This is a genomic window from Rhizobium sp. USDA 4016 (assembly GCF_056279705.1).
The window spans coordinates 1,145,674-1,169,750 of the sequence record NZ_JBWCCY010000004.1; the positions used below are offsets into that span (position 1 = coordinate 1,145,674).

General features: G+C 62.5%; 23 protein-coding genes and 1 pseudogene. 11 read left to right on the top strand and 13 right to left on the bottom strand.

Annotation, left to right across the window (positions count from 1 at the left end):
- Positions 1-70: 70 nt before the first annotated feature.
- From ACZ9DP_RS20770 to leuA, 3 genes are all read left to right on the top strand, one after another.
- Positions 71-658 carry an ATP-dependent Clp protease proteolytic subunit gene (locus ACZ9DP_RS20770; RefSeq protein WP_194727605.1) on the top strand — a complete coding sequence of 196 codons (588 nt, stop codon included), beginning with the start codon at positions 71-73 and terminating at the stop codon, positions 656-658.
- A gap of 265 nt (positions 659-923) precedes the next feature.
- Positions 924-2,108, top strand: a complete 1,185-nt coding sequence (locus ACZ9DP_RS20775) for a benzoate/H(+) symporter BenE family transporter (RefSeq protein ID WP_476203442.1) — start codon at positions 924-926, stop codon at positions 2,106-2,108.
- A gap of 325 nt (positions 2,109-2,433) precedes the next feature.
- Positions 2,434-4,149: a 2-isopropylmalate synthase gene (gene leuA, locus ACZ9DP_RS20780; protein ID WP_239598015.1), complete on the top strand. Its 1,716-nt coding sequence runs from the start codon at positions 2,434-2,436 to the stop codon at positions 4,147-4,149.
- 42 nt (positions 4,150-4,191) lie between these two features.
- Here the strand turns inward: leuA and ACZ9DP_RS20785 are convergent.
- Positions 4,192-4,672 (bottom strand): annotated as a pseudogene (locus ACZ9DP_RS20785) (winged helix-turn-helix transcriptional regulator); the annotation flags it as partial.
- A gap of 5 nt (positions 4,673-4,677) precedes the next feature.
- Between ACZ9DP_RS20785 and ACZ9DP_RS20790 the strand changes: the two are divergent.
- Complete coding sequence (locus ACZ9DP_RS20790; RefSeq protein ID WP_476203443.1) at positions 4,678-5,649, top strand: quinone oxidoreductase family protein; 972 nt, start codon at positions 4,678-4,680, stop codon at positions 5,647-5,649.
- 3 nt (positions 5,650-5,652) lie between these two features.
- Here ACZ9DP_RS20790 and ACZ9DP_RS20795 read toward each other — a convergent pair whose 3' ends face one another.
- From ACZ9DP_RS20795 to ACZ9DP_RS20810, 4 genes are all read right to left on the bottom strand, one after another.
- On the bottom strand, positions 5,653-6,498 hold the full coding sequence (locus ACZ9DP_RS20795) for an anti-sigma factor family protein (protein ID WP_239598018.1): 846 nt from the start codon (positions 6,496-6,498) through the stop codon (positions 5,653-5,655).
- 3 nt (positions 6,499-6,501) lie between these two features.
- The gene (locus ACZ9DP_RS20800; RefSeq protein WP_194727600.1) at positions 6,502-7,008 is read right to left on the bottom strand and encodes an RNA polymerase sigma factor; all 507 of its coding nucleotides are present in this window, start codon (positions 7,006-7,008) and stop codon (positions 6,502-6,504) included.
- 168 nt (positions 7,009-7,176) lie between these two features.
- Entirely contained in the window at positions 7,177-7,737 is a 561-nt protein-coding gene (locus tag ACZ9DP_RS20805) for a hypothetical protein (RefSeq protein WP_476203444.1), read from the bottom strand.
- Positions 7,738-7,882: 145 nt separating this feature from the next.
- Positions 7,883-8,791, bottom strand: a complete 909-nt coding sequence (locus ACZ9DP_RS20810; protein WP_074069066.1) for a metallophosphoesterase family protein — start codon at positions 8,789-8,791, stop codon at positions 7,883-7,885.
- 71 nt (positions 8,792-8,862) lie between these two features.
- Between ACZ9DP_RS20810 and ACZ9DP_RS20815 the strand changes: the two genes are divergently transcribed.
- Positions 8,863-9,342 carry an NUDIX domain-containing protein gene (locus ACZ9DP_RS20815; RefSeq protein WP_476203445.1) on the top strand — a complete coding sequence of 160 codons (480 nt, stop codon included), beginning with the start codon at positions 8,863-8,865 and terminating at the stop codon, positions 9,340-9,342.
- A gap of 3 nt (positions 9,343-9,345) precedes the next feature.
- Here ACZ9DP_RS20815 and ACZ9DP_RS20820 read toward each other — a convergent pair whose 3' ends face one another.
- Complete coding sequence (locus tag ACZ9DP_RS20820; protein WP_476203446.1) at positions 9,346-10,335, bottom strand: glutathione S-transferase family protein; 990 nt, start codon at positions 10,333-10,335, stop codon at positions 9,346-9,348.
- Between the two features lie 277 nt (positions 10,336-10,612).
- Here ACZ9DP_RS20820 and ACZ9DP_RS20825 point away from each other — a divergent pair, with 277 nt between their 5' ends.
- Together ACZ9DP_RS20825 and ACZ9DP_RS20830 are read left to right on the top strand one after the other, a co-directional pair.
- Positions 10,613-11,113: a GNAT family N-acetyltransferase gene (locus ACZ9DP_RS20825; protein ID WP_194727597.1), complete on the top strand. Its 501-nt coding sequence runs from the start codon at positions 10,613-10,615 to the stop codon at positions 11,111-11,113.
- Between the two features lie 72 nt (positions 11,114-11,185).
- Positions 11,186-12,499 (top strand): MFS transporter, encoded by a 1,314-nt coding sequence (locus ACZ9DP_RS20830; protein WP_476203447.1) that lies wholly within the window; start codon positions 11,186-11,188, stop codon positions 12,497-12,499.
- A 7-nt stretch (positions 12,500-12,506) separates the two neighbouring features.
- Here the strand turns inward: ACZ9DP_RS20830 and ACZ9DP_RS20835 are convergent, their stop codons facing one another.
- Genes ACZ9DP_RS20835 through ACZ9DP_RS20850 form a run of 4 tightly spaced genes read right to left on the bottom strand, consistent with a single transcriptional unit; the run spans position 12,507 to position 19,332 of the window.
- Entirely contained in the window at positions 12,507-14,576 is a 2,070-nt protein-coding gene (locus ACZ9DP_RS20835) for a hypothetical protein (RefSeq protein ID WP_476203448.1), read from the bottom strand.
- A 1-nt stretch (position 14,577) separates the two neighbouring features.
- A complete protein-coding gene (locus ACZ9DP_RS20840) occupies positions 14,578-17,391 on the bottom strand; it encodes a DUF4159 domain-containing protein (RefSeq protein ID WP_476203449.1) in 2,814 nt (937 codons plus the stop codon).
- Complete coding sequence (locus ACZ9DP_RS20845; protein WP_476203450.1) at positions 17,388-18,308, bottom strand: DUF58 domain-containing protein; 921 nt, start codon at positions 18,306-18,308, stop codon at positions 17,388-17,390. The genes ACZ9DP_RS20840 and ACZ9DP_RS20845 overlap by 4 nt, the downstream gene beginning before the upstream one ends.
- Positions 18,309-18,321: 13 nt before the next feature.
- Positions 18,322-19,332, bottom strand: coding sequence for an AAA family ATPase (locus tag ACZ9DP_RS20850; protein WP_022714193.1), 1,011 nt, complete (start codon positions 19,330-19,332; stop codon positions 18,322-18,324).
- A gap of 158 nt (positions 19,333-19,490) precedes the next feature.
- Here ACZ9DP_RS20850 and ACZ9DP_RS20855 point away from each other — a divergent pair, with 158 nt between their 5' ends.
- Genes ACZ9DP_RS20855 through ACZ9DP_RS20865 form a run of 3 tightly spaced genes read left to right on the top strand, consistent with a single transcriptional unit; the run spans position 19,491 to position 22,011 of the window.
- Positions 19,491-20,114, top strand: a complete 624-nt coding sequence (locus tag ACZ9DP_RS20855; RefSeq protein ID WP_074069058.1) for a DUF1285 domain-containing protein — start codon at positions 19,491-19,493, stop codon at positions 20,112-20,114.
- Positions 20,111-20,761, top strand: a complete 651-nt coding sequence (locus ACZ9DP_RS20860; protein WP_194727594.1) for a CoA pyrophosphatase — start codon at positions 20,111-20,113, stop codon at positions 20,759-20,761. The genes ACZ9DP_RS20855 and ACZ9DP_RS20860 overlap by 4 nt, the downstream gene beginning before the upstream one ends.
- Entirely contained in the window at positions 20,758-22,011 is a 1,254-nt protein-coding gene (locus ACZ9DP_RS20865) for a CCA tRNA nucleotidyltransferase (RefSeq protein WP_476203451.1), read from the top strand. Before ACZ9DP_RS20860 ends, ACZ9DP_RS20865 begins: the two co-directional genes overlap by 4 nt.
- Here the strand turns inward: ACZ9DP_RS20865 and ACZ9DP_RS20870 are convergent, their stop codons facing one another.
- From ACZ9DP_RS20870 to hemF, 3 genes are all read right to left on the bottom strand, one after another.
- On the bottom strand, positions 22,012-22,197 hold the full coding sequence (locus tag ACZ9DP_RS20870; RefSeq protein WP_074069055.1) for a DUF1059 domain-containing protein: 186 nt from the start codon (positions 22,195-22,197) through the stop codon (positions 22,012-22,014).
- Between the two features lie 125 nt (positions 22,198-22,322).
- On the bottom strand, positions 22,323-22,604 hold the full coding sequence (locus ACZ9DP_RS20875) for a hypothetical protein (protein WP_476203452.1): 282 nt from the start codon (positions 22,602-22,604) through the stop codon (positions 22,323-22,325).
- A 116-nt stretch (positions 22,605-22,720) separates the two neighbouring features.
- The gene (hemF, locus tag ACZ9DP_RS20880; protein ID WP_476203453.1) at positions 22,721-23,635 is read right to left on the bottom strand and encodes an oxygen-dependent coproporphyrinogen oxidase; all 915 of its coding nucleotides are present in this window, start codon (positions 23,633-23,635) and stop codon (positions 22,721-22,723) included.
- Positions 23,636-23,814: 179 nt separating this feature from the next.
- Here hemF and ACZ9DP_RS20885 point away from each other — a divergent pair, with 179 nt between their 5' ends.
- Positions 23,815-24,075, top strand: a complete 261-nt coding sequence (locus ACZ9DP_RS20885) for a hypothetical protein (RefSeq protein ID WP_022714201.1) — start codon at positions 23,815-23,817, stop codon at positions 24,073-24,075.
- The last annotated feature ends 2 nt before the right edge of the window (positions 24,076-24,077 follow it).

Here is a 24,077-nt window from a genome sequence, read left to right on the forward strand (position 1 = left end):
TCCCGCATTGTTTTACCCATTGAGTCGCACTATGTGCGAGGAACCCGATTTGGAAGTAAGAGAGGTTCGAATGAACGACGAAGAACAAGACGACGACAAGACGAAGGAGCTGCCGCTCGGCAAGGAAACGGAGGCGAATCTTTTCAAGTCGCGTTCGATCTTCATCTACGGGCCGATCAACCAGGAAATCGCCCAGAAGGTCTGCTCGCAGCTCGTGGCGCTTGCCGCAGCCAGCGACGAGGACATCCGTATCTATGTCAGTTCGCCCGGTGGTCACGTCGAATCCGGCGATTCGATCCATGACATGGTCAAATTCATCAAGCCAAAGGTCTGGATGATCGGCACCGGCTGGGTCGCCTCGGCCGGCGCGCTGATTTACGTCGCGGTACCGAAGGAACGGCGTCTTTGCCTGCCGAACACGCGCTTCCTGCTGCACCAACCGTCCGGCGGCACGCGCGGCATGGCCTCCGACATCGAGATCCAGGCACGCGAGATCATCAAGATGAACGAGCGTCTGAACAAGATCATGGCGGCCGCCACTGGCCAGTCGATCGAGAAGATCGCCGCCGACACTGACCGCGACTACTGGCTTTCGGCAGAAGAAGCCAAGGCTTACGGCCTGGTTTCGCGGATCGTAACGTCGCAGAACGAGATTTGATTCACTTCGCCCCGGTGGGGAGAAGGCGGGCTGAAGGCTCGAATGAGGGGGCGGCGCGGCAAGCGTTGCCCCTTTTTTCTTGGTAAGCGGCTGGTGTTTGCATCGATCTCAAGGATCGATCGCCCGGCTAGGCCGGCCCCGACATTTCCCTTACGAGCACCTTCTCCCTGAGGGGAGACGAGGGAACCATAAGGCGGGCATCTGGACTTGCGCGACTCCATTCGATGGGGCTCCATGCAACTTTTCCAGTCATCCGAGACCCGCCATGCTCAAAGACTTTTCCCTCCAGGCCCTGTTCATGGGCGTCCTCACAGCCTTTGTCGGCTTTGCCAGTTCCTTCGCCGTCGTGCTGCAAGGATTGCAGGCAGTGGGCGCAACGGATGGGCAGGCGGCCTCCGGTCTTATGGCGCTGTCGATCTCGATGGGCATCTGCGGCATCGTGCTGAGCGCGGTAACACGGCTTCCAGTCAGCATTGCCTGGTCGACGCCGGGCGCAGCACTTCTTGCGAGCACCGGGGCGATCGAGGGTGGGTTCAATGCCGCCGTCGGTGCCTTTCTGATCTGCGCGGTGCTGATCGTCGTCGCCGGCCTCTTCAAGCCGCTTGGCCGCGCGGTCGCCGCGATCCCGGCGCCGCTTGCCAATGCCATGCTTGCCGGCGTGCTGCTCGGCCTCTGCTTTGCGCCGGTAAAGGCGATCGCCTTCAATCCGCTGCTGGGGCTGCCCATCATTCTCGCCTGGATCGTCGTCGGCGCCTTCAGGCGGCTCTGGGCAGTGCCTGCCGCCCTCGGCGCCTTCGTGCTGGTACTGACATTCGGCATCGACATTCCGGACGAAGCGCGGGCCTCGATCGGGCGGTCGCTTGTGCCGACAATCGAGATCGTCCGTCCGGTGTTCAATCTTGCGGGCCTCGTTTCGGTCGCGCTTCCGCTCTTCATCGTCACCATGGCATCGCAGAACATTCCGGGCATCGCGGTGCTGAAGGTCAATCTTTATGATCCGAAGCCGGGGCCGCTCTTTGCCGTCACCGGCTTCTTTTCGGGTCTTTCCGCGCCCTTCGGCGGCCATGCCGTCAATCTGGCGGCGATCACGGCGGCGATGTGTGCGGGGCAGGACGCGCATGCAGATCCGAAGCGACGTTATTGGGCGGCGCTGATCTCCGGCGCCGGCTATGTGGTGTTCGGACTGCTTGCCGGCGTCGTGACAGCCTTTGTGGCTTTGGCGCCGCCGATCCTGATTCAGGCGGTCGCAGGGCTGGCCCTCGTCGGCGCCTTCTCCGGATCGGCGATGGCCGCCTTTCAGGCGCCGGAATCGCGCGAGGCTGCGGCGATCACCTTTCTGGTGACGGCATCGGGCGTTTCCTTCGCCGGCATTTCCGGAGCGTTCTGGGGGCTCGTGGCCGGCGGGTTGATGCTGGCGCTGTCGCGTTTCGTGCAGGCGGCAAGAACATAGGCGGGGGGTTGCCGTTTTTTTGTTCGGCAGCTATAAGCGCGGGCATGAAGACCACTGGCGCAAAGATTTCCGACACTATTGTCCGCGGCCGCGTTGCCCTGCGTGACAACACGCGCGCCCTGACGTCGCTTCTTCTCCTCGGCCTTACACGCGGTTGCCGGGTCCTTTGAGGAGCGCCCGGCGGCCGAAAGCCCGCTGGCCCTATCGCTCCTCGCGACGAATTCCCTGAATTCAACATAGACCAACAAGGTCCGCATTTGCTGTCGCCAAGCCCGCCATGATGGGCTAAGACGCGGGGCAAATTGCCGGGACGAGGAAGAAGACAATGGACGCGAAGACGCAAAATCCCGCAAAAGGCATGCAATCCGCAGGCGTGAAATACCGCCCGTACCCGCAGGTGAACATTCCCGACCGCACCTGGCCCACGAAGACGATCAGCAAGGCGCCGGTCTGGTGCTCTGTCGACCTTCGCGACGGCAATCAGGCGCTGGTGGACCCGATGGGCCATGACCGCAAGGCTCGCATGTTCCAGCTGCTGCTCGACATGGGCTTCAAGGAAATCGAGATCGGCTTTCCCTCCGCCTCGCAAACGGACTTCGACTTTGCGCGCTGGTGCATCGAGGAAGGAAATGTGGCGGACGACGTTTCGCTGCAGGTCCTGGTTCAGTGCCGCCCTGAGCTGATTACCCGTACCTTCGAGGCGCTGCAGGGTGCCAACAAGCCGATCGTGCATTTCTACAACTCGACGAGCGAGCTGCAGCGCCGCGTGGTTTTTGCCAAGGACGTGCCGGGTATCAAGCAGATCGCCGTCGATGCGGCGAAGATGATCACCGACATGGCGGCGAAAGCCGGCGGCGGCTACCGCTTCGAATACTCGCCGGAAAGCTTCACCGGTACCGAGCTCGAAGTGGCGCTGGAAATCTGCAATGCCGTCATCGACGTGATGAAGCCGACGGCGGACAACAAGCTGATCATCAACCTGCCGTCCACCGTCGAGATGGCGACGCCGAACGTCTATGCCGACCAGATCGAATGGATGTGCCGCAATCTCGACAATCGCGAGAACCTGATCGTCTCGCTGCATCCGCATAACGACCGCGGCACCGGTATTGCGGCAGCCGAGCTCGGTCTGCTGGCAGGCGCCGACCGCGTCGAGGGCACGCTCTTCGGCAACGGCGAGCGCACGGGCAATGTCGATGTGGTGACGATGGCGCTCAACATGTTCACGCAGGGCGTCGATCCGGAAATCGACTGCTCCGATATCGAGCGCATCAAGAGCGTCTTCGAATATTCGAACCAGATGACGATCGGCGAGCGCCACCCTTATGTCGGCGAACTGGTCTATACGGCCTTTTCCGGCTCGCATCAGGATGCGATCAACAAGGGTATGAAGGCGATCAAGGTCGCCAACCATCCGGTGTGGGAAGTGCCCTATCTGCCGATCGACCCGCAGGATGTCGGCCGCTCCTACGAGGCGATCATCCGCATCAACTCGCAGTCCGGCAAGGGCGGCATCGCCTATATCCTGCAGCAGGACTACGGGCTCAATCTGCCGCGCAATCTCCAGGTCGAGTTCCGCGAGGACATCCAGCGCATCACCGACGAAGAAGGCAAGGAACTGCCGTCGCGCCGCATCTACGACCGCTTCATCGAGCGCTACGTGACGCAACCCGAGGGCCGCATCAAGTTCGTCGATCATCACACCTTCGCCGATCCAGAGCGCAAGGGCGTGCGTGTCGTCGCCGCTGAGATCATCGACAATGGCGAGACGAAGCGTATCGAAGGCCGCGGCAACGGCCCCATCGACGGCTTCATCAACGCGCTCTCGCACTATCTCGGCATCGAGATGTCGGTCGAAGACTACTCCGAGCACTCCCTGCAGCACGGCTCGAATGCGGCGGCCATCTCCTACGTCGAGACCGCCTATCCCGGCGGCAAACTCTTCGGTGCCGGCATCAGCACCAATATCGTCGGCGCCTCGCTCGAAGCGATCGTCTCGGCGGCCAACCGCGTGCTGGATGTGAGAGCCGGGAAGAACTGATCGAGATTGCGCAGCGGGCGCCGCCGGCTGCGCGCTTCGACCTCAGGCGGCGAAAGATGGCTTGCGCGGGCGGACGATGCAGTCGGCAATGTCGGCGATTTCATTCTGCGCCTCGGCGTGGCGCTGGCCCCATTGGCAGAGCGCCAGCAGCACCGGTTCAAGCCCAAGCCCGAGCTCCGTCGCGGTATATTCGACGCGCGCGGGAACTTCGGCAAACACCTCGCGCCTTACCAGACCATGTTCCTCCATTTCGCGTAGCTGCTGGATCAGCACCTTCTGCGTGATCTCCGGCATCATGCGTTTCAGCTCCGAAAGGCGCTTCGGGCCGCAGAAAACGTAGTAGAGGATAACCGGTTTCCAGCGCCCGGCGATCACCTTCAGGGCGCGTTCGACGGGCAATTTGGGCAGTCGCTTGATGAGTTCAGCCATGGTCACTTCCTGGTGGGTATGGCACGAAAGAGTGTCTATTCCTGCCGCCGAGCTTACTGATAAAGCGCTGCCCACGCCATTCAAACGTGAGGTCTGCCCATGAAAGCCGTCCGCTTCGACCATTTCGGTCCCCCTGAGGTTCTCAAGGTCGTCGAGGTGCCGAAAGCAATGCCGCGCGAAGGGGAGGTGCTCGTTCGGGTCCGTACTGCAGGCGTCAACTTCTTCGAAGTGCTGATGCGCGCCAACCGGTATGCAGTGACGCCGCAATTGCCGATGCTCCCGGGTGTTGAAGTCGCGGGTGTTGTCGAGGCGATAGGCGAGGGAGTTGATTCCGCTGTCATCGGTGCGCGCGTTGCCGTTCCGCTTTTCGCGCTCGGGCGGGGTGAGGGTTATGCGGAGTACGTCGCCGTGCCGGGTGCGTCAGTGATCTCGATCCCCGACGCGTTGTCCTTCGAGGCGGCGGTTGCGCTGATGGTGCAGGGCCTGACGGCGCTGCATATGGTGCGTCAGGCGCCGCCACGGGACAAAACCGTTCTTGTCCACGCGGCGGCCGGGGGCGTTGGCTCGCTGCTGGTGCAATTGGCGAAGCGTGAGGGCGCCGGATCGGTCATCGCGACGGCAAGCAGCGAGAAGAAGAGGTCGCTCTCCCGCACGCTGGGCGCGGATGCGGCGATCGACTATACAGCCGAGGGCTGGCAGGAGACCCTCCGTGAGAAGGCGCCCGTCGATCTGATCTACGATACGATCGGTGGCGAGGTGACACGTGCCTCCCTTGCAGCGCTTGCGCCGGGTGGAGAGCTTGTCTTTGCTGCACTGGGCCGCTTTCGGCTTGAGGTTGCCGACCTGAATTCCATGTTCGAGAAGAACCAGACGCTCAAGGGATTTGCGCTGCTGCCGCTGTTATCTGAAACGCTGGCGGACGATCTCTCCGCGCTGTTTTCGCTTGCCGTCTCCGGCGCGCTGATCGTCGCAAAGGGCGCGAGTTTTCCGCTGGACAAAGCTGCCGATGCGCATCCGCATCGCGCCATCGAAAGCCGGGGCGTCAGCGGCAAGGTCGTGCTGGTCCCGTAAGGCTCAGATCGCGGTTGCGACTTCCATGGCGATCTGGCTGAGCGAGGCTTCGGCGGAAGGTCCGGCCAGAACGTAGGAGGTGCCGGCATTGTGCCAGGTGATCAGGCCGATTTCGTCCCTGATCGTTTCCTTGAAATCCTCGGACTCGGGCGGCTGGGCATCCTTGCGGAAGCAGATGGAGATGAGATCGCCGTCCGTGCTCGTATAGACCAGCTGGCCGACCGGCTTTCCGTCGCCAAGTAGCACGCGGGCGCCCTGGAAGGCCCAGCCGTCGGTAGACAAGTCAGGCACGCGGAAGGCGACGCCGACCGTGGACGTCAGCCAGTTGGAAATCTCCTCGGCCTGGGTAGAGGGCACCTCGACGATATGCCGCGGCTGGCGGATCATCAGGCGCTGGTAGGCGGTGATGTCGTTCAGCCAGTTCTTGCTGCTGGCATTGTCGTCCACGATCTGCGTCGTGCCATTGCCCGTGGGAGTGCCGGGGCTCGTGCCGGCGAGATAGCCGATGCCGCAGCCGACGATAAAAAGGATGATCGCTGCGGCCAGCGCCTGCGTGCCGCTCGGCGCGAGCTTCATCGACGGGCGGGTGGTTCGCGGCGCGATCGGCGCCTTGGGCGGCTGGACGCTCTTGATCGAGCGCACGAGTGCCAGCGGAACCGGCTCCTTAAGAATATCGTCCAGACGGCGGCGGCCGAAATCGGCGCCGTGACGCAGCTTGTCGTAAAGCCGGCGCGCACCTTCGTCGTTGGCGAGGCGCTGCTCCAGCTCATGCTTCTGTTCCGGCGTCGTTTCGCCGTCGAGAAGGGCGGTCAGCTGGGCGTCAAGCGATAGTTTTTTGAAATCGGGCAAAGTTCAGTACCTGTGAGGATGATCGTCGGCGAGGCTTGCGAAGTGCAGCCGCGCCGCGGCAAGCTGCGCGGGCACGCTGCCGGCCGATATGCCCATGATGTCGGCGGTCTGCTGATAGGTATGTCCTTCGACAGCGACGAGCAGGAAGACGCTCGAAATGCCTTCAGGCATTTCGGCGAGCATGCGGTGTATGGCATCGGTATCGGCGACGGCTGCGCGGTCGCGCGCCGCGTCGCGGATATCCGTGACGTTGCTCTTGGAAGCCGGTCGCGCCTTGCGTCTGCGGCCATCGTCGCTCCACTGTTGGCGGGCGAGTGTGTAAATCCAGCTTTCGAGCCGGCCTTCGCCGCTCCACTGGTGGCTCTTTGCCACCGCACGCTGACAGACCGCCTGCACCAGATCGTCGGCAGCCGCCGCATCGCCGGCAAGCGTCATCGCGAAGCGCCGCAGCCGCGGGAGCAGGCCCACCAGGTCGCGTCGGATATCGATGGTCGTTACAGGCTGACGCATAGTCTCATTTCATGAATGTGTTCGGGCGAGGCACCCGATGTGGGCCAAGCTTTTTATATCGTGGAAGTGACCTTTATGGAACAATTTTGCACTGCCGCGCAAGAAGAAGACGGCGCGGTCGAAGAATTCCCAAAGGTTTCTCTCTTGGTCGCCGGAGCGGCCCCCGTTTCAATAGGTCCGGTAGCCGTTCAGGCTCTGCAATAGCGCCCGATAAGCCCAGGTGTTTTCGCCGCCGCGGTCGCGAATTTCGACGAGCTGGACGCGGGCACCCTGGATGTCACCTTCTTCGGCCAGGGCCTGGCCCATGTATGATCGTGCGAGAATATAATTCTCGTCGGCTTGCAGCGCCTTGCGGTAATAGGACATTCCAAGTTCCATCCGGCCCGCCTTGCGGTTTGCATAGCCGAGATAGTTCAGGATGCGCGGATCGTTCTTGTTCCTGGCGAGGTTCAAGACGGTGATGGCATTTTCATATTGGCCGGCATAGGCGAATTCGCGTGCTGCCTCGTAGAGGTCGTCGTCGTTAAAGCTGCTCTTCTTCGGCGCGACGCATTCCTTCCTCTTCTTGTCCCACACCTTGCCGTCGGCGCATTTGGTCGTGGTTTCGGTCTTCGGAGGCGGGCCCGTCTCGTCGGTTTCGTCACCGACGGCGAAGGCCGGTGCCGAGAGCCCGGCCGCAAGACCGAAGGCGAGGATGAGACGGCAGATGCGGTTTGCTGCGGCGCGCATGGCTTGTTCCCTGATCGGCGGCGATTGCGGCCGGATTGTACAGTGGGATTTGGAAATACCAAGGGCTTAAGCATTGCCTGGGGGAAAATCGCAGCGGCTTCAGAAAGTGATTCAAAAAGCGGCGAAAAAGATTCCGCTTTTCCGTCTAAAGCTTGAAAATGTCGACACTTTCCGACGAAACGCCATCGCCCATGTCGTTCAAGCTGAAGCGTTCGCCCCTCAGTTCCCAGGCGCCGGGCGAACCGTCGATGCTGAAGAGATTATAGGCGGCACGGGGCTTCAAGCCACCTGGTCCCTGCGAGGCGGAAGCAATGCCGACCACAGGCACGGGACCGGTCTGGCCGCGCAGCCAGTGGAGCGTATTGAGATGCGTATGGCCGTGGAGCACGAGTTCTGCGCCGCCGGTCGAGACGACGGCGGCAAAGCGGCGGATGCCGATCATCCGCTTGTAGAAAGCAGTCGCGCCGCGGATCGGCGGGTGGTGGATCATGACGACGCGAAAGAGGCCGGCTTCACCGGCCGCGCGGAGCATGTTGACGGTCTCGCGGGCCTGCCGCTGGCTGAAGAAGCCGCTGGCGGCAAATGGTGGCGTGGCGACGGCCGTCGAGCAGCCGACGAGCGCGACTTTGCCGCGGACGCGGAGATAGGGAAAGATGTGCTTGTCTTCCTCCCATTCGGCTGGGGCGAGGTCGCCGCGCACATAGTCATACCAGGCGCGCATGGATTTCTCGTAGGCGCCGGGCACATAGGCGTCGTGATTGCCGGGAACCACGGAGGTTTCCGCCGGTTCCCCGAGCGCGCGAAGCCAGGCGGCGGCGGAGCGGATCTCAATGCCGCTTGCGAGATTCACCAAGTCGCCGGTCACGGCCAGGTGGTCCGCATGGCGCGCACGGATATCCTCCAGGAGCAGATCCAGCGTGCCGCCGAAAAGATGCTTGCGCCTGTGGCGGTGCCAGTTCACAAAGCCGGTAATGCGCTTCGAGAAAAGCTCGCGGAATGAAAGATTGGGAAGTGGGCCGAGGTGGATATCCGAGATATGCGCGAGCTTGAACATGGTACGACACATAGACCAGGATACTTACAAATCAAACACATCCGATTGAACGAAATAGTGAAAACAGACCCATGACGATCAAGGAAATCAGGCCCTGGCAATCCAAGCTGCTGATGCGGATCGTGCATGGCTATTTCGCCCTCGCGCGCGGCATGACCATGGGCGTGCGGGCGGCCTGTTTCGATTCGTCGGGGCGGATTTTTCTGGTCCGCCACAGCTACCTTCCCGGCTGGCATATGCCTGGCGGCGGGCTGGAGCGCAACGAGACGGCAGAGGAAGCGCTGATCAAGGAACTGCGCGAGGAGGGCAACCTCAAGATCATCGGCAGGCCGAAGCTCTTCCATGTCTATTTCAACGCATCGGCGAGCCGGCGCGATCATGTAGTCTTCTACCGCGCCGAGGTCGAGCAGACCGCGCCGCGCAAGCCGGATCGCGAAATTGTCGAATGCGGCTTCTTCGCGCTCGACGGTCTGCCGGACGGCACGACTGAAGCGACGAGGCGCAGGCTGAGGGAGTTGAGCGGCGAAGAGCCGGCCGCTCACTTCTGGTAGGAGTCACGCGGCAGCGGCAAGCTTGGCGCGGCCGTGCAGGCGGTCGAGATCGAGAGCCGGGCCGACCGGGACCACGCCCGTCGGATTGATCGTCCTGTGGCTGCGGTAATAGTGCTCCTTGATGTGGCGCAGGTTCACCGTCTCCTTGACGCCCGGCGTCTGGTAAAGATCGCGCAGGTAGCCCGAGAGGTTCTTGTAGTCTTCGATGCGGCGGATGTTGCACTTGAAGTGGCCGACATAGACTGCATCGAAGCGCGCCAGCGTCGTGAACAGCCGCCAGTCGGCTTCCGTCAGCCGGTCGCCGAAGAGATAGCGACTTTTGCCGAGACGCTCGTCCAGCATGTCCAGCGTTTCGAAAATCTTCACGACATTCTCTTCGTAGGCTTCCTGCGTCGTTGCAAAGCCTGCCTTGTAGACGCCGTTGTTGACGGTGTCGTAGACGATCGTATTCAGCGCATCGATATCGGCGCGGAGAGCGGCGGGATAGAAATCCATCTTCGAATCGGTCAGCCCGTCGAAGGCGCTGTTGAACATGCGGATGATCTCGGCCGATTCATTATTGACGATCGTGCCGGTCTTCTTGTCCCAGAGCACGGGAACGGTGACGCGGCCGGAATAGTGCGGATCGGCCTTCACGTAGATCTCGAAGAGGGTCCTTGCACCGTAAAGGTGATCGCCGGTCGCGCCGTCGCCGACTTTGAATTCCCAGCCTTTCTCGGCCATCAGCGGATCGACGACGGACACGGAGATGATGTCATCGAGCTTCTTCAGTTTGCGGAAAATGAGCGTGCGGTGTGCCCAGGGGCAGGCGAGCGAGACATAGAGATGATAGCGGTCAGCCTCGGCCTTGAAGCCGCCGGTGCCCGTCGGTCCTGCCTCTCCGGTGGCCGTGATCCAGTTGCGGAACTGAGAGGCCGCGCGCTTGAAGTGGCCCTTCGTTTTTTTCGTATCGTACCCGACGTTCTGCCAGACGCCGTCAACCAGCATGCCCATTGTGCGCTTCCTTCAAATTCGCTGTTGGCAGAAACATATTGCACGCGGCCGATCTTTGCAGGGGTGCAAAGACTGAACAGTGCGTCACAAATGTTTTTTCGGTCGCGTCACTTTGCGTTGGACGAGGGAAATTTTTCCTGCTATCGGCCGTTTCACATTTTCTCAGGAACCCGATTTGTTTTACGCATCCAGAAATCTGCGACGACGCTGATGCTTCCGAACGCCTAAGCGCGTGCTCGAAAATCATCACTTCCGTCTATCCGGTTTCTGTCTCATCATGCACAAGCACGATCTGGTCTACCTCACCGAGGATGCGTCTCACGACGCGGCTATCGAACACATCAACGAAGAAGCATTCGGCCCTGGCCGGCACACGCGTGCGGCTGCGCGCATCCGCGAGCAGGGGCCGCACGATCTGTCGCTCTCCTTCATCTGTACCGATGACGGCGAAACGATCGCCTCGGTCAGGATGACGCCGGTCATGGCGGGCGATGTTAAAGGGCACCTGCTCGGGCCACTTGCCGTCCGGCCGACGCACAAGAATATGGGCATCGGCCGCGAACTCGTGCGGATCGCGGTGGAGGCGGCAAGGCGCAAGGGCTCCGAGGCTGTCATTCTTGTCGGCGATCCGCCGTATTATTGCCCGCTCGGCTTCGAGAAGGTCGCCTACAACGCGCTCGCCTTTCCAGGGCCTGTCGATCCCGCCCGCGTTCTGGTCGTTTCGTTTGCCGAAGATGCGCATCAGCGTCTCAAGGGTATAATCGGCTGGCGTGCATAGTTCATATGTTCTATCGCTGATTTTCCCTGACCTCACTTTGCGCGAGGTTTCGGCAGCTTGGTGGAGGGTGGCATGAGCGGAATTTCGATGGACGAGGCGCTGGATCGCGCCGGGACGGGCGCATTTCAGCGGCGGCTGATGGCGATTTTCGGGCTTGTCTGGGCGGCCGACGCCATGCAGGTGCTAGCCGTCGGGTTCACGGCCGCTTCGATCGCCGCCACGTTCCAGATGACGGTGCCGCAGGCACTGCAGACCGGAACGCTTTTCTTCCTCGGCATGCTGATCGGCGCCGTCGTCTTCGGCCGGCTCGCCGACAGGGTGGGCCGACGCTCCGTGCTGATCCTGACGGTCGCCTGTGACGCCTTGTTCGGTGCTCTTTCGATCTTCGCTCCGGATTTCACCAGCCTGCTCGTTCTGCGCTTCTTAACGGGGATGGCTGTTGGCGGCACCTTGCCGGTCGACTATGCGATGATGGCGGAATTTCTGCCCGCAAAGAACCGAGGCCGTTGGCTCGTCGTGCTCGAGGGGTTCTGGGCGGTCGGCACGTTGATCGTTGCGCTTGCCGCATGGGCCGCAAGCGTCGCCGGCGTTGCCGATGCGTGGCGCTACATCTTTGCCGTGACGGCGCTGCCCGCCATCTTCGGCATCGGGCTACGCTTCTTCGTGCCGGAATCGCCGCTCTATCTGTTGCGGACAGGCCGTGCCGAAGACGCCAAGGCGATCGTCAACCGCATGCTGAAACGCAACGGCAGGCCGGAGCTTGCCGCCGCCGATCAGATTGTGCCGGCCCCGCATGCGCCTTCAGAGGGCATCTTCTCCGCCTCGCTTCGCCGCCGCAGTCTGATGATCCTGGCGATATGGTTTCTCGTTTCGGTCTCCTATTACGGCGTCTTCACCTGGATGCCTGCAAGGCTTGCCGGCGAGGGCTTCGGTTTCGTGCGTGGCTATGGCTTTCTCGTCTTCGTGGCGCTCGCCCAGATACCGGGCTACGCGCTCGCGGCCTACGGTGTCGAGAAATGGGGACGGCGGCCAACGCTGATCGGCTTCTGCCTGCTTTCGGCGGCGGGATGCCTGCTCTTCGTGCTTTCGCCGGACGACGTGCTGATCGGGGCATCGCTGCTGATCATGAGCTTCGCGCTGCTCGGCACTTGGGGCGCGCTTTACGCCTATACGCCCGAGCTCTACCCGACGGCATCGCGCGCCACCGGGATGGGGACCGCAGGCGCCATGGCTCGGCTCGGCGGACTTGCCGCACCATCGCTAATGGCATTCGTCGTGTCGCTGGGCCTCGGCATCGCCATCGGGCTATTTGCAGCGCTGCTGGTGGTGGCTGCCATCGCCGCGCTTGCGATCGATGCGGAAACGCGGCGGGTCTCGCTCGCCTAAGCGAGACTCATCGTCCTTCACGCCACCACATGGCGCCGAAGGCGAGCAGCAGCACGCCGACGCCGGCAAAACCGGCAAAGAGCGGCAGGGTATTGATCCCCTTCAGCACGGTCTCGTTCGTCAACTTGATCTGCATGCGGTCATTGTCGGCGACGCGAACCTGGCCGTGAACCGGCAGGATCGGCGGGACTTCGATCGCTCCATTTGTATCTGAAACGCGGGTGACAAGGCCGCGTGTCTTGCCGGAAATCGGCTTCAGCACATCCGTCGTCGAAATCATCGCCTTGAATTCGGGCGCATCGACGGCGCCGACATGAACGAGCGTCGTCAGGTCGCCGTTGCGGATTTCGAAGAGGCCGATCTCGTCCATCTTCTTCTCGGCCTTGAAGAGACCGGGTTCGGACTGGTTCAGCGGCAGATTTTCCGTCTTGCCTGATGGATATCGGACTGTGGCCTCGCCCGGATTGTCGCCGATCGTCTGGCGGGTTACCTCCAGTGTGCGGCCGGAGGCGCGCGCCGTCAGCGCTTCTTCCTCCAGAGCCGGTTCCTTCATCAGCCAATGGGCGATGCGACGGTAGAGCGAGACGTGCGGGCCGCCGCCCTCGAAGCCGCGGGCCCAGAGCCAGCCCTGGTCGGAGAGCAGCATGGCGACGCGCCCCTGGCCGGCACGGTTCAAAAGCAGAAGCGGATGATTGTCTGCGCCAACCATGACCGTCTGGCCATGCGGAGACGCGACATCGACGCTGCGGAACCAGCGGCCCCAATGCGGCGGCTCGTCAGCGGAGCCGTCCAGGCCGCGGGTGACGGGATGCTTGCGGCCCTCCTCGGAGAGGCGGGGATAGAAGGCCTTGTCGATCATCTGGCCGGTCGGCTCGGCAGGGAGAACGGCCGAAAGCGGCGTCAGTGCGATCGAATCCTGGCCGGCATGCTCGGGACCTGCGGCAATCAGCAGCGCACCGCCGTTTTCGACATATTGTGCAATGTAGTCATAGTAGAGGATCGGCAGCACGCCGCGGTGCTGGTAGCGGTCGAAGATGATCAGGTCGAAGTCTTTGATCTTGTCGACGAACAGCTCGCGTGTCGGGAAGGCGATCAGCGAAAGCTCGTTGATCGGCGTGCCGTCCTGCTTTTCAGGGGGGCGCAGAATGGTGAAATGGACGAGATCGACCGAGGCGTCGGACTTCAGGAGATTGCGCCAGGCGCGCTCGCCGGCATGCGGCTCGCCGGAGACCAAAAGCACGCGCAGGTTTTCGCGGATGCCATCGATGACATGAACGGCGCGGTTGTTTGCCTCCGTCACTTCGCCAGGCAGCCCGGCCACCGAGAATTCCAGCACGTTGCTGCCGCCGCGCGGAACCTTAAAGGAAAACGGCGTATCCTGCCCCGGTGTCGCCTGGAGCGCGGCGATCACGTCGCCGTTCAGCTTCACAGTGACATCGGCCGTGGTGCCCGGGCTCGGGCCGTCGTCGAAGACGCGCAGGACCAGTTGCTGCTCTTCATTGACGATGCCGAAGCGCGGCGCCTTGATCACCTCGACGCGGCGGTCAAATTCGTTGGCCTTGCCGGTGATCAGGCCGTGGACCGGCGCGTCAAAGCCGAGCGCCTGATTGACGCCCGGCGTATCATGCACTTCACCATCCGTCAGCATGATCGCGCCGCCGATGCGCGCTGGAGGTACGTCGGCAACGGCGGCCGAAAGGGCGGAAAAGAGGCGTGTGGAGGGCGTATCGGAATTTTCAGGCTCGGTCGCATCGACATAGCGCGGTTCAATATTCGGGAAACGAGAGAGGCGATCCTTCAACTGCGCCAGCGCCTCGTCGGTCATCTTGATACGTTCCGGCGTCTGCTGACTCTGGCTCCGATCGACGATGACGGGAACGACCGTCGAAAGCTGCTCGCGATCTTCCTGCATGAGTAGCGGATTTGCGAGCGCTGCCAGCAATGCGAGGGCGGCGAGCGTGCGGATCCAGGCGCCGCGGATGCCGCGCCAGATGGCGAAGACCGCGACAACCGCGACGACGGCCGCGAGCGCTGCAAGAACCGGCCAGGGAATAAAGGGCGAAAAATCAACCGTCATGTCATTGCCCCAGCCGTTCGAGGAGCGCGGGGATGTGGACCTGATCGGTCTTGTAGTTGCCCGTCAGCATATACATCATGATGTTGACGCCGGCGCGATAGGAGTATTCGCGCTGCATCTCATCCGGCGGAACGGTCGGCAGCATCGGTGCGCCGTTCTGATCGACCGCCCAGGCCCCGGCTAAATCGTTGCCGGTGATCAGGATCGGCGAAACACCGTCGGCCGAGGCCGTCGATTTGGTGTCCGATGCGCGATTGTCCTGCCTCGACTCGATCCAGAGCGGGCTTCCGGAATAGCGGCCCGGGAAGCTGGAGAGCAGGTAGAAGGACTTCGTCAGAACATGGTCCGAAGGAACCGGCTCCAGCGGGGGGATGTCGAGATTGGCGAGGATCTGCTGCAGGCGCTCGCCGTTGGCACTCGAGGCACCTCCATTGTTATCCAGTGAGGAGAACTGGTCGCGCGTATCGAAAAGGACGGTGCCGCCGGCGCGCATATAGGCGTCGATGCGGTTGATCGCAGCCGTCGACGGCATCGGCGCGGAGGCGGAAACCGGCCAGTAAATGATAGGATAGAAGGACAGCTCGTCCTTCGTGAGATCAAGGCCGACGGGCGGCGCCGGCTCCAGTGTCGTGCGGAAGGTCAGGAACTCGGTCAGGCCTTCAAGGCCGTGCTCGGAAATATTGTCGACATCCTGCTCGCCGGTGACGACATAGGCGAGGTGGGTATTGTCCAATCGCTGGAATATCTGGTCGTCGTCGGGCTTGGAATCGTCGGCGCGCAGTTGCGAGGGTTGCAGGAAGAAGGTCGTGCTGACGGCGACTGCGATGATCGCCGCAGGCCGGGCCGCCGAACGCAGCCGGGAGAAGGCGCCGCCCATGAACATCACGACGAGGCTGTCTGCCAGGAGCAGCAGGAAGGCGATGAGGAAGAGAGCGGGCTTGGCGGACCAGGTTTCGCCGCCGATCAGGCCCTCGCGCAGGACATTGATGCCGGCCGTGTCGAGCGGCCTCAGCTCGGCGTTATTAGGCAATACATTCAATGCGGTAAAGCCGTCTTCCGAACCATAGAGTCCTGGCGGATTGTCGAAATTGGAAACGGGCTCGGTCTTTGCGTTCGGGATCAACGGCCGTGCCGTGCCGGTCTCCGTCGTGAGCACGCCCTTCGCCGTCAGCAGGCGGAAGGGCGGCAGGGCTTCAGCGGTCGTTGCAGCACCGGCTTCAGAGGTGACGCCGCCCGAGCGGGAGAGCTGAACGATGCGACGCAGCATCTCGACGAAATTGCCGGAGATCGGCAGGTTGGACCACGTTGCCTCGGCGCTGACATGGAAAAGCACGATACGGCCCGCGTTGATCGGCTTGGTCGTAACCAGCGGCGTGCCGTCGGCAAGGCTTGCCCAGGTGCGCTCGGCAAGATCGGGCGTCGGCTCGGCCAGAACCTGGCGCTTGACGGTCACGTCAGTCGGCTTGGCCATGCCGGCGAAAGGACCGAAGTTCGGAAAATCCGCCAGCGGCTGCGGCTCGGCCCAGGAGAGCGCGCCGCCAAGCGCACGCTCGCCCTGGCGCAACGTCACCGGCACCAGCGGATCGTCCGCGGGGGCGGCGGCAAGGCGCGGCCCGGCGAAGCGGATCAGCGTGCCGCCATTGGCGATCCAGCGCTGCATCGGACCATAGGTTTCCTGCGGCAGCCGACCGATATCGGCCATGATGATAACGGACGGATTCTGCGACAGCAGATCGGGGATGGAGGCAGCGAGATCCGGCGTGTTCGGCTGGATCAGATCGGCATAAGGCTGCAGTGCGCGCTGGATGTAATAGAGAGGCGATAGCAGCGGCTGGAATTCATCGCCCGCTTCGCCGGAAAGCAGCACCACGCGGCGGCGCTTGAAGCCATCGTCGAGCAGATGGACCGAACCTGCCGTCGCAAGATTGTCGATGCTGACGCGGGCGAAATCGTTGCGCATCTCGAAGGGGGCGGGGATCGAGCCGGAGGCGACCGACTGCCCGGGCTGGAAATCCACCGTGCCTGCGGCAATCGCACGGCCCTGGGCATCCTGCGCCGTCAGCGGCAGCGAGGCGGCGCCCGCGCTGTCGAGGCGCGTCGCGGTCACGCTCATGGCGTCGGCGGCATTCGTGGCACCGGTGATGGCGATCGTCCGTGTGGTATCGCCTTCGATGAGACGGAGCTCGGCAGGCTTCAGATCGGCGAGCCGGCGGACGGTCGCATCGTTTTCCTTGGCGGCAGCGCCGTCGGAAAGGAAGGCGAGCGTACCTGGTTTCGTGCCGTTGAGGGCGGCGCGCAATGCCTCGAAGGCGCGTTCGCGATCCGGAACGAGCGGCTGCGGTTCTGCGGCGCGCAGCATGTCGCGGGCCGCCGTTGTGGTGCCCGGCACAGCATTGTTGGTGGGATCGGCGGTAAAGGCGACCGCGACGGGGGTGCCGGCCGATTCGGCGTCGTCGATCAGCGCTTCGGCGGTCTGCACGCGGCGTTGCCAATCCGGCGCCGTCGCCCAGCCATTGTCGACGAAAAGAACGAGCGGACCGCCTGCGGCGAGCGAATTGGTACGCGGATTGAAAACCGGATCGGCGATCGCAAGGATCACGGCAGCGGCGAGCAGCATTCGAAGCAGCGTCAGCCACCAGGGGCTCTGAGCGGGCGTTTCCTCGCGCTTCAGTACGGCTGCCAGTATCTTCAGCGGCGGGAAGACTTCGGATTTCGGGCGCGGCGGCGTAAGCCGCAGCAGCCACCAGATGACCGGCAGGGCGACGAGCGCGCCGAGGATTGCAGGATAGGCGAAAGCAAAGGGAAGGGCGCTCATAGCAGCCCCCCATGTGTCGCCTTGGCCGGCATCCCGGACAGATACATATGCACCGCAACCAGCGCTTCGGATGCCAGGTGATCGGTGCGATGGGTGACGAACGTCCAGCCGAGATGTCGAAGCGATTGGCCGAGACCGTCGCGGCGGGCCAGATAGGCGCGGCTATAGGCTTCGCGGATGTTTTCCGCGCGGCCGGACACCAGTTTCGAGCCGGTTTCCGGATCGGTGAATTCGGTACGGCCGGTATAGGGGAAAAGCTCTTCGGCGGGATCGGCGATCTCGACCACGTGGCCGCGAAGGCCGCGACGGGCAAGCGGTGTGAGGCGGGTCATGATCGCCGGCGCATCGTCCAGGAAATCGCCGATGAGCACGAGATCGCTCCAGCCGCGGATCATGGCGATATCCGGCAGCCCGCCCGGTAGCGGCGCATGCATGAGCGCGGTTGCAAGCCGCTCGGCGGCGTTGCGGGCGGCAACCGGTTCCATGACGCCCGGACAACCGATGCGTTCGCCGGAGCGCGCAAGGATCTCAGCGAGCGCCAGCATGATGACGAGCGCGCGGCTTTCCTTCGAGACACTGCCGAAGGTCGACTTGTACATCATCGAGGGCGACATGTCGGCCCACAGCCAGATGGTGTGGGCGGCTTCCCATTCGCGCTCGCGAACATAGGTATGGTCGTCGCGGGCGGAGCGACGCCAGTCGATGCGCGATAGGCTTTCACCCTCGGTATAAGGGCGGAACTGCCAGAAATTCTCGCCGATACCGCGCTTGCGGCGGCCATGCCAACCGGCAATCACGGTGTTGGCGATGCGCTTGGCTTCGACCAGGCAGTCCGGCACCAGAGAGGCCCGCTGTCTTGCGCGGGCGAGGGCATCGCTGCCAGGGGTCGGATTGACGATCTGTCCGATAGATGCCACGCGTCCGGCTTCCTTATCCTTTGGCCTGCTTGACGAGGCCGGCGATGACATCGCGGACCGACATGCCCTCGGCACGTGCAGCGAAGGTAAGCGCCATGCGGTGTTCGAGAACGGGTTCGGCAAGTGCATGGATATCGTCGAGCGACGGCGCCAGACGGCCTTCATAGAGCGCGCGGGCGCGGGCGCAGAGCATCATCGCCTGGCCGGCGCGCGGCCCCGGGCCCCAGGCCACATTCTTGTCGGTCGCAGCGTTGCCCTGGCCGGGGCGGGCGGAGCGCACTAGATCGAGGATCGCATCGACGACCTTGTCGCTCACCGGCATCTGGCGGATGAGCTTCTGGATTTCCATCAGCCGCCCGGCGTCGAGGACGGCTTGCGGCTTCGTTTCGCTGATGCCGGTCGTTTCGAGCAGGATCTGGCGTTCGGCGGCAAGCTCGGGATAGTGCACGTCCACCTGCAGCAGGAAGCGGTCGAGCTGAGCTTCCGGCAGCGGGTAGGTGCCTTCCTGCTCCAGCGGGTTCTGGGTGGCGAGAACGTGGAAAGGCGTCGGCAGGTCGTAGCGCTGGCCGGCGATCGTGACGTGATATTCCTGCATCGATTGCAGCAGCGCCGACTGCGTGCGCGGTGAGGCGCGGTTGATCTCATCCGCCATCAGCAGTTGGGCGAACACCGGGCCCTTGACGAAGCGGAAGGAGCGGCGGCCGTTCTCGTCCTGGTCCATCACTTCGGAGCCGAGGATGTCCGACGGCATGAGGTCCGGCGTGAACTGGATGCGGTTCGCGCCGAGGCCGAGCACTTCGCCGAGCGTGGTCACGAGCTTGGTCTTTGCAAGGCCGGGCACGCCGACCAGAAGTGCATGGCCGCCTGAAAGAACAGCGAGCAGGGTGTTTTCGACGACGCTTTCCTGGCCAAAGATCACCTTCGAGACTTCTTCGCGCACAAGGGCAATATCGGCGAGCGCCTTTTCTGCGGCAGCGATGATTTCCTTCTCCCCGAGGCTATCTTCGGTCTTCATCATACCCATCAAGTATCTCCAACGGCTGAATCATTCGTCGCGAATCGGCGGACTTACGCCTCTGGCTCGTACCCTATAGAGTTATGGATATGTTGCGGGCTGACAAGTTCGTTCCAAATGACTATCTCGTGACTATTCTATCGTTAAGAGCAAACCGGGACAGAAGAATGGCAGCGCAAGAGATCAGGGCGAGTGAAGATGCCGCAGGGCTTGCCGCGCTGATTTCGCGCGCTGCAGGCGAAACCGGCGGCAAGAAGCGCGGACTTCCACCGGTCGAGAAATGGAATCCGCCCTTCTGCGGCGATATCGACATGGAAATCCGCGCCGACGGCACATGGTTCTACATGGGAACGCCGATCGGCCGTGCGCCCCTGGTTCGCCTGTTTTCCACCGTCCTGCGCAAGGACGAGGACGGAAAGACCTATCTCGTCACCCCTGTGGAAAAAGTCGGAATCAGGGTCGCTGACGCGCCGTTCGTTGCCGTCGAGATGAGCGTGACGGATCGCAATGGTCAGCAGGTGCTGACATTCCGCACCAATACCGGCGATGTCGTCGAGGCCGGCCAGGAGTATCCGCTGCGCTTCGTGATTCATGGAGAAAACAGCGAGTTGAAACCCTATCTGCATGTGCGCGGGCGTCTCGAGGCGCTGGTGTCGCGGGCCGTGATGTATGAACTGGCAGACCTCGGCGAGATTGCGGATATCGAGGGCAGGGAGATGTTCTGCGTCCGCTCGGCCGGCTGCGTTTTCCCTGTCATGGCCGCCGATGAACTGGATATGCTGTCCCGATGAGCAATGCCCCGACCCAAAGCTACCCACTCTATTCCGCGGCCGAATTCCGCCGCCGGGCGCTCAATCAAAACGGCGGGCCGGTCGATCACTCCTGGCGGGATCACGGCGACCACATCCTCAATCCGGATATCGTCGCGATGGTCGAGGGCTTCCACCTACGCGACGCCGCTGTGCTGGTGCCAGTGGTCGACGACGGCGACGAGGCGCGGGTCATCTTCACCAAGCGCACGGCGAACCTGCGCAAGCATTCCGGCCAGATATCCTTTCCTGGCGGAGCGATCGATTCTACGGACATTTCTCCGGAGATGGCGGCGATCCGAGAGACACAGGAAGAGATCGGCATTGCCGGCTCCTTTGTAGAGACGGTCGGACGCCTGCCGCACTATCTCGCCGCGACCGGCTTCCGCATCACGCCGGTGCTCGGCGTCGTCCGGCGGGGGTTCGAGCTGAAGCCCAATCCGCGGGAAGTCGACGACGTCTTCGAGGTGCCGCTTTCCTTCCTGATGAACCCGCAAAACCACACCCGCGACAGGCGCTTGGTCGAGGGTGTCGACCGGCATTTTTACCGCATGCCCTATGAAAGCTGGATGATCTGGGGCATCACGGCGGGCATCGTCCGCACCCTTTACGAGAGGCTTTATGCATGACCAACCTTGCTGATGAAGCATGGTTCAAGGATCCCCGCCTTCAGCGCGTCTTCGCGCTCCTGAACGCGGACGGCGGGGAGGGGCGCGTCGTGGGCGGCGCCGTGCGCAACAGCCTGATGGGGCTTCCGGTCAGCGATATCGACATCGCGACGACGCTGACGCCGGATGCCGTGACGGAACGGGCGAAGGCGTCCGGCAGCAAGGCGATCCCCACCGGCATCGACCATGGCACCGTGACGCTGGTGATCGAAGGAAAGCCGTTCGAAGTGACGACGCTGCGCACCGACGTCGAGACTGACGGGCGCCGCGCCAAGGTCGCCTTCAGCACCGACTGGCAGGCGGATGCGGAACGGCGCGACCTGACGATCAATGCCCTTTACATGAATTCCAAGGGTGAGGTGGTCGATCTCGTCGGCGGGCTTGCCGATATTGAGAAGCGCAACATCCGTTTCATTGGGGATGCGGCGACACGGATTGCCGAGGATTACCTGCGCATCCTGCGGTTCTTCCGCTTTTTTGCTCACTACGGCTCCGGCCGGCCCGATGCAGACGGACTGCGGGCCTGTTCGGCGGCGCGTTCGAAGCTCACTACGCTTTCGTCCGAAAGGGTTTGGTCCGAGCTTCGCAAGCTGCTTGCTGCCGACGATCCGGGCCGGGCGCTGCTCTGGATGCGGCAGGTTTCGGTGCTCAGCGAAGTCCTGCCGGAGACGGAGAAATGGGGCATCGATGCCATCCCGGGACTGGTCGCTACCGAAAAGGCGCTCGGCTGGACGTCCGATCCGCTTCTTCGGCTCGCTTCGATCGTTCCACCCGATGCCGAACGGCTGGAGAAGATGGCGGTCCGTCTGAGATTTTCGAATGCCGAAGCGGCCTATTTCAGGGCCTGGGCGGCGGCGCCCCCGGTCGATGACGAAATGTCTGCCGCGGCCTTCGACCGGCTGCTCTATCGCAGTGGTGCGGACGGTATCGTCACGCGCCTGAAGCTCGCGCTCGCCGTTGCTCGCGGCAAGGCGGAAGGCGACATGAAGGAAATGAGCCGGTCGGCCAGGCTCGGCAAGCTGTTGGACCGGGCGCTGGCGTGGAAGAGACCGCAGTTTCCAATCGGCGGCGGCGATGTCGTTTCCACCGGAATTCCCGCAGGTCCGCGTGTCGGCGAGACGCTTGCGAAACTCGAGAACCAATGGATCGACGAGAATTTTGCCGCCGACCGGGCGACGCTGCTCGCCCGGCTGAACGAACTTTCGAAGTGATCAGGCCGCTGTCGCTTCGTCGCGGATGCGGGCCTTGATATTGTCGATCATGTTTTCGCGAATGGTCGTTTCACCATGGGCGGACTTCATGTGCTCGACCGCGCGGCGGACGATTTCGGCGTCCTCATCGGCGCGGGTGTGCCAGGTGCAGCCCGGAACGAGCGTACCGCATTCGAAAAGTCGCATTGTCTACTCCTTTGTCCGGAACATGACGGGATGATCGCGCTGACACGCGGTTCTCCTCGATGTGCGAAACTTCAATGTGCGAAACGGAGAGAAGGTTCCGGCCGATGATGACATCGGCCGGCAAATCACTTGCGATATTCCGGCATCGCCCAGGCGCGGAAGCAGTCGGACGACTGGTAGGACGCATTCGAATTTGCGCTTTCTCTTGCCTGTCCGCGCAGTTCTTCGAGCGATTTTCCGGCAGCGAGCTGCAACCTCACCTGTTCGATGAAGCAGGAAAGGGGCAGGTCCGAGCCGCTCGTGGCTCGCATTTCTTCGGCAATGCGGTTCAGGAAATCCGGGGTCTCGAATGCGCGGGATGCCTCCCGAACATCCCCAGACGCCGGCGAACCGCTCTGTATCATCATGACAATCCTCCTCCGATTGTTACGCAACACAAGCTCAGTTTAGCACGTTAGTTTAGGGCGTGCTCACGGTTCTTGAAGGCCATGTAATGTATTTTTACCCGTACGCTGTCGTACAGTCATGGCCACCGGACGACCGGCGGCATCGACGAGAGTATCGACTCGATATTGCCTCCCGTCTTCAACCCGAAAATTGTACCGCGATCGTAGAGCAAATTGAACTCGACATAGCGCCCGCGCCTGATCAATTGTTCGTCACGGTCGGCTTCGGTCCATTCCTTGTTGAAATTGGAGCGGACGATTTTCGGATAAACCATGGCGAAGGCCCTGCCGACATCGCGGGTGAAAGCGAAGTCGGCATCCCAGCCGCCGGCTTCCTCGCTCGAATGCAGCCAGTCATAAAAGATGCCGCCGATGCCGCGCGGTTCGTTGCGGTGCTTCAGGAAAAAGTATTCGTCGCACCATTTCTTGTAAGCGCCATAGTCGGCGACGGCCGAATGGCTGCGGCAGGCAATTTCCATCGCCTTGTGGAAGAGGCGACTATCGTCGTCTTCCTGCGTGCGGCGCCGGTCGAGCACCGGCGTCAGGTCCGCACCGCCCCCGAACCAGCGGCTGGAGGTGACGACCATGCGGGTGTTCATATGCACTGTGGGTACATTGGGGTTCACCGGATGGGCGATCAGCGAAATACCTGAGGCCCAGAACCGAGGGTCTTCGCTGGCGCCCGGCATCTGCGTGCGCAGATCGGGTGCGAATTCCCCGTACACTGTGGAGGTATGCACGCCGACCTTTTCGAAAACGCGGCCGTGCATCATCGACATCCGGCCCCCGCCGCCGGCGCCATTTTCACGCGACCACTCCTTGCCGACGAAACGGCCGGGCTCCTGGTCCGAAAGAGTGCCGGTCAGCTCGTCTTCCAAGGCCTCGAAGGAGGCGCAGATCGTATCGCGCAACCCTTCGAACCAAGTGCGCGCGGCGACCTTCTTTTCTTCGATATCGTCCGGCAGGCCGATCGGCAGGTCTGGTCGTTCCATCATTATCCCCAGCAGTCGTTATTGCATCACACGCGACTCGATCATCGCTGATTACGGTTTCGTGGTATCAGGTGCATCGGTGCCTTGCCAGCCGGCGGAAAGCCGCAGTCGAGGCGGCAAAGATTCGACTCGCAAATTGATATTTTCAATACTACCTTTCCCGCTCAGAGGTAGGTTTCATGACTAAAATCCCGGGACCTCCGTCGTTTGACGGCTTGAAGCGCAGGATCGAACGGCATCGGGCGGAAGGCACTGCCCGCAAGGGTGATCACTTCGTGCGCCAGACCTATCGGCTTGGCCTGCTTGACGCGCGGGCAAAGGCACGCGAATGGTTCGCCGAATATCCGAAGGCGGCCTATTGGACCGAAGTGGAAAGCTGGCGGCAGCTCGACAACGACCAGATCGAATTCACCATGCGCCGGCTGCCTTCCGCCGACTAACC

What these genes read in the sequence shown, in the direction of transcription:
- leuA (WP_239598015.1), top strand. Translation starts at nt 2,434, where the DNA reads ATGGACGCGAAGACGCAAAATCCCGCAAAAGGCATGCAATCCGCAGGC.
- ACZ9DP_RS20875 (WP_476203452.1), bottom strand. Translation starts at nt 22,604, where the DNA reads ATGATGATACAGAGCGGTTCGCCGGCGTCTGGGGATGTTCGGGAGGCA.
- ACZ9DP_RS20865 (WP_476203451.1), top strand. Translation starts at nt 20,758, where the DNA reads ATGACCAACCTTGCTGATGAAGCATGGTTCAAGGATCCCCGCCTTCAG.
- ACZ9DP_RS20840 (WP_476203449.1), bottom strand. Translation starts at nt 17,391, where the DNA reads ATGAGCGCCCTTCCCTTTGCTTTCGCCTATCCTGCAATCCTCGGCGCG.
- ACZ9DP_RS20860 (WP_194727594.1), top strand. Translation starts at nt 20,111, where the DNA reads ATGAGCAATGCCCCGACCCAAAGCTACCCACTCTATTCCGCGGCCGAA.
- ACZ9DP_RS20830 (WP_476203447.1), top strand. Translation starts at nt 11,186, where the DNA reads ATGAGCGGAATTTCGATGGACGAGGCGCTGGATCGCGCCGGGACGGGC.
- ACZ9DP_RS20790 (WP_476203443.1), top strand. Translation starts at nt 4,678, where the DNA reads ATGAAAGCCGTCCGCTTCGACCATTTCGGTCCCCCTGAGGTTCTCAAG.
- ACZ9DP_RS20850 (WP_022714193.1), bottom strand. Translation starts at nt 19,332, where the DNA reads ATGGGTATGATGAAGACCGAAGATAGCCTCGGGGAGAAGGAAATCATC.
- ACZ9DP_RS20870 (WP_074069055.1), bottom strand. Translation starts at nt 22,197, where the DNA reads ATGCGACTTTTCGAATGCGGTACGCTCGTTCCGGGCTGCACCTGGCAC.
- ACZ9DP_RS20820 (WP_476203446.1), bottom strand. Translation starts at nt 10,335, where the DNA reads ATGGGCATGCTGGTTGACGGCGTCTGGCAGAACGTCGGGTACGATACG.
- ACZ9DP_RS20835 (WP_476203448.1), bottom strand. Translation starts at nt 14,576, where the DNA reads ATGACGGTTGATTTTTCGCCCTTTATTCCCTGGCCGGTTCTTGCAGCG.
- ACZ9DP_RS20800 (WP_194727600.1), bottom strand. Translation starts at nt 7,008, where the DNA reads ATGCGTCAGCCTGTAACGACCATCGATATCCGACGCGACCTGGTGGGC.
- ACZ9DP_RS20805 (WP_476203444.1), bottom strand. Translation starts at nt 7,737, where the DNA reads ATGCGCGCCGCAGCAAACCGCATCTGCCGTCTCATCCTCGCCTTCGGT.
- ACZ9DP_RS20770 (WP_194727605.1), top strand. Translation starts at nt 71, where the DNA reads ATGAACGACGAAGAACAAGACGACGACAAGACGAAGGAGCTGCCGCTC.
- hemF (WP_476203453.1), bottom strand. Translation starts at nt 23,635, where the DNA reads ATGGAACGACCAGACCTGCCGATCGGCCTGCCGGACGATATCGAAGAA.
- ACZ9DP_RS20885 (WP_022714201.1), top strand. Translation starts at nt 23,815, where the DNA reads ATGACTAAAATCCCGGGACCTCCGTCGTTTGACGGCTTGAAGCGCAGG.
- ACZ9DP_RS20775 (WP_476203442.1), top strand. Translation starts at nt 924, where the DNA reads ATGCTCAAAGACTTTTCCCTCCAGGCCCTGTTCATGGGCGTCCTCACA.
- ACZ9DP_RS20855 (WP_074069058.1), top strand. Translation starts at nt 19,491, where the DNA reads ATGGCAGCGCAAGAGATCAGGGCGAGTGAAGATGCCGCAGGGCTTGCC.
- ACZ9DP_RS20815 (WP_476203445.1), top strand. Translation starts at nt 8,863, where the DNA reads ATGACGATCAAGGAAATCAGGCCCTGGCAATCCAAGCTGCTGATGCGG.
- ACZ9DP_RS20825 (WP_194727597.1), top strand. Translation starts at nt 10,613, where the DNA reads ATGCACAAGCACGATCTGGTCTACCTCACCGAGGATGCGTCTCACGAC.
- ACZ9DP_RS20810 (WP_074069066.1), bottom strand. Translation starts at nt 8,791, where the DNA reads ATGTTCAAGCTCGCGCATATCTCGGATATCCACCTCGGCCCACTTCCC.